Genomic DNA, 6,030 nt, shown 5'->3' with positions numbered 1-6,030 from the left:
TCCTCCGGATACGGAGACCTACGTCCCACCAAGACACCCTTCCTCGGACCATCAAGATCCATTGTCAGAGTGTCCACACCCCAGGGGTCGCCTCAGAAGCCGACAGGACGGACCTGCGGACGTCCGTCCGGGCCGATGGTGGCCAGGCGGGCCAGCGGCTGGGCGGCGAGGTCCTCGCGCTCCCTCTCGGTGAAGATCATGCTGTCGACCCTAGAAGCCCAAGCGTGTTTGAGTTCAAGGCGGTTGACGGCGCTTGCTGCCGTGGGCGGTGTAGCACTGCGGGAGAGGCCATGACGATCCTGAAGCGGGATGGTGGCGGACAGGAAGCGGCCGCTGGTCTGTGCGGCACACTCCGCGTGCGCCAACGGCGCTGGTCGGCTGGTGCCAGAGTCCGAGTGGGAGGGTGAAGGGCGCACAGGTGCCGCGGAGGTGGCAAGCGGTTCATGCTGACTGGTGTTGTGTTCGACGTGTTGCCACCTGGTATCACCGTGGGCCCGGGCGGGGGTGTCTGGTCAACACGGCGGTGATCACGCACTACCAACGGGTGTCGTATGGCCCGTTGTTTGCGTCCGGGAGTTTGGTGGTGCCGGTCGGCACACATGTTGCTCAAGTCAGTTCGTATCCCCTCGGGAGGACTTCTCAGTGACCAGTGACGTGATCAGCACCAAGTACGACCGCACGTTCGACATGCTCGACGCGGACGGCAATGGGGTGCTGGAGGAACGGGACTTCGTGCGCATCGCTGAGTCGATCGCGCGGGCCACGGGCGTGGCCGGCGGTTCGGCGAAGGAAGCGATGCTGCTGCGGGAATGGCGGCGCTCCTGGGCCACTTTGCTGGAGCACGTTGATGCCGACGGGGACGGCCAGATCAGCCGAGAGGAGTTCCGCCAGGCGATGGCGCGAGCCTACGGCGACCCGGCGCTGCTGGAGCGCAATCTGCGTGCCGGTTTCGAGGCCGAGTTCGCGGCCATCGACGCCGACGACGACGGTGTCGCGACAGTGGACCAGATGGCGGCCTTCCTCGTCGCCTGGGGCCTGGAGCCCGCTCAGGCGCAAGCGGCGTCGATGAGGCTCGACCAGGACAGCGACGGTCGCATCACGCTGCAGGAGTACCTGACGGGGTGGAGCGCCTTCCTGCTCGATGAGGACGCCGAGGCCGTCGGCAGCACATTGCTGGGCTCCCTCAGCTGACCTCCGGCGCACCGCACGTGTCTGCCTCGCCGGCCGTGGCGAGGCAGACACGTCAGGGTGGCCGGGTTCGTGTCCCGGTTGATCGCCGCAGACGTCGCCGTGTCTCCTCGTAGACGGCCGGAGACGGACACGGGACGCCCGTTGTCCTCGGCCGGCGGTCAGGCAGGAAGGCCGCGGCGGGGCCGGGCGAGGAGCATGACGGCGTCGTCGTTGAAACGGTCGGTTCCTGAAGCGAAGTGTTCGCGCAGGGCGGGCAGCAGGGCCTCACGCAGTTGGGCCAGCCGGGGGTGGCCGGTGTTCCAGAAGTCCGCCAGTACCCCGGCCGCCGCCTGCGCCTTGGCCTCAGCGCCGGCTTCGGGGAAGACGACGTCGACGCGGGCGCGGTGGAAGGAGAGGTCCTCGAAGCCGTGCGCGGCGAGGATGCGGGCGGCGCGGGTGAGCAGGTGGCCCTGGTGGTCGGGTGCCTCGCCGATGGGGGAGGCGCAGGTGCGGTTCCACAGGGCGATGAGTTCGTTGTCGGGCGCACCCTGGACGAGGATGACCTTCGCCTCGGGGTGGGTGCGGTCGACGGTGCGCGCCATTTCGGTGACGGCCGCGTCGGGGTCGTCGGTGTAGTGGAGGACCCAGGTGGCCAGCGTCGCGTCGAACTTCCCGTCCGCGAGCGGGAGCTGCTCGGCACGTCCGGCCAGGACCCGCACACCGCCCTCGGTGAGCGCTCGCAGGCTGGCCTCCCGGGCGGCATGCGGCTCCACGGTGGTCACGCTCCCGAGGCGGGCGGCGATCTCACGGACCACCGCGCCGGTGCCGCCACCGACGTCGAGGACCATCTCGTTGCCGGTGAGGGCGTCGGCGACCAGGGCGATGTCGTGGCGCTCGAATCGGGCCTCCATACCCAGCCAACCGTGCTCGCTCAGCTCGTGCGGGCCACGGTAGGTCTCGGGCAGCGGGTAGGGCCCGGCCAGCCGGTGTGCCGGAGCGAGCGGGCCGCCGGGCTTGACCGCGTACAGGAACAGGTGCTCCTCGGGCCCCATGCCGGGGAAGTCGGGGTGGAAGACGCTGAGTTGTTCGTGCACCACCACCAGGCCGGCCTTGCGCAGCAGATGCCCGTAGGTCTGTGCCGGGTAGCTGGTGCAGCGCACGGTCTGGCCCATCCACTGGATCTCCTCGTCCTCGGCGTCGAAGGGCACCGTGGCGAAGACGAACATCCCACCCGGCGCCAGCCAGTTGGCGATGCGGGCGAGGGTGACGTCCAGGTCGGCGCGGGGCATCTGCAGCAGAGGGAAGAACGCCGTGATCGCGTCCCACTGACCAGTGTCGGAGAGAGTGCGCACGTCAGCGAGTTCGAAACGCGCGGAGGGCACCTGCACTCGCGCGAGGTCCACCATGACCTGCGAGACATCGTAGCCGGTAACGGCGTGGCCCTGGGCGGCGATGCGGTCGGCGGTGGGACGACCGGTGCCCGAGCCGATGTCCAACACCCGCGCCCCCTGGGGCAAGCGGGCAAGGAGCCAGTCGATCGCAGCCAACTGCTCGGGCAGATGCGCGTAAGTGTCCTCGTACGTCTTGCCCAGCACGTCAAAGGGGCGTGCCGCGCGTTCGGCCGAACCCGGAATGGACTCGGCGGCGGAAGAGGCCGTTGATTCCACGGTCATCGCAGGAATGCTCCTTGATCCAGGGCGGTGATCACCACACCCGGCCGGACACTACACTGCGGAACCGTCCTGTTACTTATGGTTGTCAACCTGTGCTGATTCATTCTTGTGTTCCAGGTTGCCGCCACTCCCTTTGACAAGGGCCTTCCTCCCGGAGACCGGATACTCCCATGATCCGTACCCTCAACGCGCCCTCCGCCGGCCAGGCCGGCAGCCACGCCGCCTACTTCGCCTTCCGCGACCGCCTTCTCGGTGAACTGCGCACCACTGTCCTGACCGGCGAGCAGCTGTGCGAAGCCGGGCGCCTCATCTACGGGCGCCCCGAGGGCCTCGCCCTGTACGGAATCACGGCCCCGGACATGGAAGCGGCCGGCATCCGCCTGCTCGGGCGTACCACGATCGAGTGCTGCGTCGACGAGTACGCTGCCGCGGTCGCCGACGCCCTCGCCGGACTTCACGCCGCACTCCCCGCGTCAGAACCGGGCGGGCAGCCACTGCTGATGGACCTGTTCTGCGGCTCGGGCAACTTCAGCCGCCACCTCGCCGTACGCCTCGGGGCCGCGGCGTACGCGGCCGAACTCGACCCGGACGTGCACGCCGCCACCGCGCACAACCTCGTGCGCACCGCCTCCCGTACCCGGCTCCATCTGGGGGACTACCGGGATCTGCTGGGCAAGCACCCCGCCCGGGGCCCGCGCGACACCTACTTCGTCGAGCCGCCCTGGGGCCCCGCCTTCACCCCCGCGGGACTGGACCTGACCCGTACGTCCCCGCCGGTGCCCGAGATCCTCGACGACGTCCGCCGCTCGCGCGAGGGCGTGCCCTGTCTGGTGGCGATCAAGACCAATGACCAGATCGCCCACGACTCCCTCGCCCGCTCCTTCGCCGACGCCCGCCACCTGCGCAGCATCACTCCGCAGCCGACTCTTCCCCACGGCGCCAACATGGACTTCCATCTCTACGAACTGACCGGCTGACACCCATATCCGGCGACCGCGAAGCAACGGTGGCGGTCGGCGGGCAAGCGGCTTTCCCGGACCGGTGGTTCACCAGGTGACGTACGCCCGCTCCGGTCCGTGCAGCTCCAGGTCGGTCCTGGCCCACGCATCCTCCTCGTCCCCACTCAGACGCAAGCCGGGAAGAGCCTGGGCCAGCGCGGACACCAGCAGCTCGGACAGCCGCCGGGAGAACGCCGCGGCGGGACAGTGGTGAATGCCCACCGAGAAGGCCAGTGAGGCCGGAGCGTCCCGCCGGCCCGGATCCAGTACGTCCGGACCGTCGATCCCGGTCGCCTCGTCCCTCGATGCGGACCCGAGGAGCAGCAGCAGCCGCTGCCCGGCCGGGATCGTCACGCCTGCCAGCTGTGCCTCGCGGCGGGTCGACTTCAACCAGCCCGTGACGGCTGTGGAGTGGCGCAGCGCCTCGGCGCAGGCGTCCGGCACTCCGTCGGGACGAGCGGCGAGAGTGGCGAAGTGGCCTGTGCGCAGCAGGTGGTAGCAGGCGTTGGCCAGGTGCAGGGGCACCACCTCGGCGTTGGTGATCAGCAGCTCGGCCAGCTGGGAGGCCGCCTCCTGCTCGGTGAGGCGCTCTCCGCCGGGACCGCGCCAGGCCCACAGCCGGCCCGCCACGTCCTCGGACGCGATGCGGGCCCGGTCGGCGATCACACGTGCACAGTAGCCGTTGAGCCAGGCCAGTTCGGCTGCCGTGTGCCGCTGGGCCTCCGCGGACTGGCGGTCCCAGACCAGACCGGTCAGCCCGCGGGCCGCAGCGGCGATACGCCGATGGTCGCTCTCCGCAATCCCGCACAGCGACGTGAACACCGTGGTCGACAACGGCCGGGCCAGATCGCCCACCAGGTCCCCGCGGCGGGAGGGGAGGGCGGCGAAGGCGGTCACCGCCGCCCCCACCTGCCCCCGCAGCACCGGTTCAAGAGCCGCGACCCGGCGCGGCGTGTACGGCCACGCCGCCACCACCCCGGCGCGCAGCCGTGCATGATCCGGAGGATCCGTGGTGGAGGCGACCGGTACGCCGCCGCCCTCTGCCAGGGCCCGTACGACGTCCGGGGGCAAAGGCCACATCGGCTCCAGCGTCCCGGCGTTGCCGAACACATCTGCGTCCCGCAGCACCCGGTCGACGTCCGCGTAACGGGACACCACCCACAACCCCAACTCCGGGTCGAAGCAGACCGGGTGTTCGGTCCGCAACCATCGATACACCGCATACGGATCACGAGCCCCACGCAAACCAGTGGCCACCGCCACCGCACCGCTGGCGCCCGCGACGGCGTCGCCCGTCATGGGACAGGCGCCGAAAGGAGGACTGTTCAGGCTGTTCACCGGCCGGACCCTACACGGCGACACAAGGACCGACGTCGACGCAACCACGCCGACGACACGGCAAGTTGACGATCCCACCCGCGTGGCAGACCGACAGACGGCATCGCAGCCGATTCACCCCACCGCGATGCGGCAACCGCACCTCATGACCCTTCCCGTGGCGCGGCGTCACGCCTGGGAACCCCGTGAAGAAGGAAAGGACAGGGGCAGGACTGACTCGTGCGGTTGACATCGCCTGCCGCGCGGATGGCCCGCTGACGGCCGGGTCAGGATGCAACTCTGCCTTGCTCACGGCGCCTCCCCCCCTTGCCGGGCCACGCCGCCAAGGGCATGCAGGCCCCAACAATCCGCCGCCGGGAGCCGTTTCGCCGCCCCTCGGCAAAGGGGTTGCTGATGAGTCCGACGGCGTGGGCGCTTCGACGGCGGCATCGCTACCAGGAGGCGCCGGGCAGGACTGCCCCGATCGCGTTCACCAGGCCGGTGTGGTCGTCGGAGAGATCGTGCGCCGCTCGGCCTCCTCGCGGGCGAGCGCCTGCCGGTTGGCCTCGGGTCGCGGTGGGTCTCGATAGCCTGGCGCACGAGGCGGCGGTGTGCCGGTTTCGGTCCGCGAGGGGTGACGGGCGAGTCTCCGGCGGGCCCTGCCCCGCCGGAGGCGACCACGTGCATGGTGGCAGCCGAGCTCGCCCATGACGCGGCGCAGCGCGGTGAACGAGGCAGCCGCAGGGCACTCTGGCAGCAGGGCCCTTTCGGGCGGGGCACCTCGACGCGACACAAGAGTTCAGCCGGGCCGCATCGATCGTCACGGGAAAGACTCGCTGATGTCGGGGGCTGTCAGACCGCAGCGTTACGCT

4 protein-coding genes are annotated in these 6,030 nt (G+C 70.1%); 2 read left to right on the top strand and 2 right to left on the bottom strand.

What is annotated here, in order from left to right; all coding sequences use genetic code 11:
• Positions 1 to 642 precede the first annotated feature (642 nt).
• The gene (locus ACZ4MF_RS48535; protein ID WP_467500807.1) at positions 643 to 1,191 is read left to right on the top strand and encodes an EF-hand domain-containing protein; all 549 of its coding nucleotides are present in this window, start codon (positions 643 to 645) and stop codon (positions 1,189 to 1,191) included.
• A 158-nt stretch (positions 1,192 to 1,349) separates the two neighbouring features.
• Here the strand turns inward: ACZ4MF_RS48535 and ACZ4MF_RS48530 are convergent, their stop codons facing one another.
• The gene (locus ACZ4MF_RS48530; RefSeq protein ID WP_467500805.1) at positions 1,350 to 2,843 is read right to left on the bottom strand and encodes a methyltransferase domain-containing protein; all 1,494 of its coding nucleotides are present in this window, start codon (positions 2,841 to 2,843) and stop codon (positions 1,350 to 1,352) included.
• Positions 2,844 to 3,013: 170 nt separating this feature from the next.
• Between ACZ4MF_RS48530 and ACZ4MF_RS48525 the strand changes: the two genes are divergently transcribed.
• Positions 3,014 to 3,820, top strand: coding sequence for a hypothetical protein (locus ACZ4MF_RS48525; protein ID WP_467500803.1), 807 nt, complete (start codon positions 3,014 to 3,016; stop codon positions 3,818 to 3,820).
• A 69-nt stretch (positions 3,821 to 3,889) separates the two neighbouring features.
• On the opposite strand, the gene ACZ4MF_RS48520 is transcribed toward ACZ4MF_RS48525, so the two are convergent.
• Positions 3,890 to 5,047 (bottom strand): cytochrome P450 family protein, encoded by a 1,158-nt coding sequence (locus tag ACZ4MF_RS48520; protein WP_467500801.1) that lies wholly within the window; start codon positions 5,045 to 5,047, stop codon positions 3,890 to 3,892.
• Between the last annotated feature and the right edge of the window lie 983 nt (positions 5,048 to 6,030).

The sequence above is a fragment of the Streptomyces sp. NPDC025793 genome, assembly GCF_055558375.1.
Note: the sequence above shows the minus strand (reverse complement) of the source record. Positions and strands in the feature narration are given on the sequence as shown.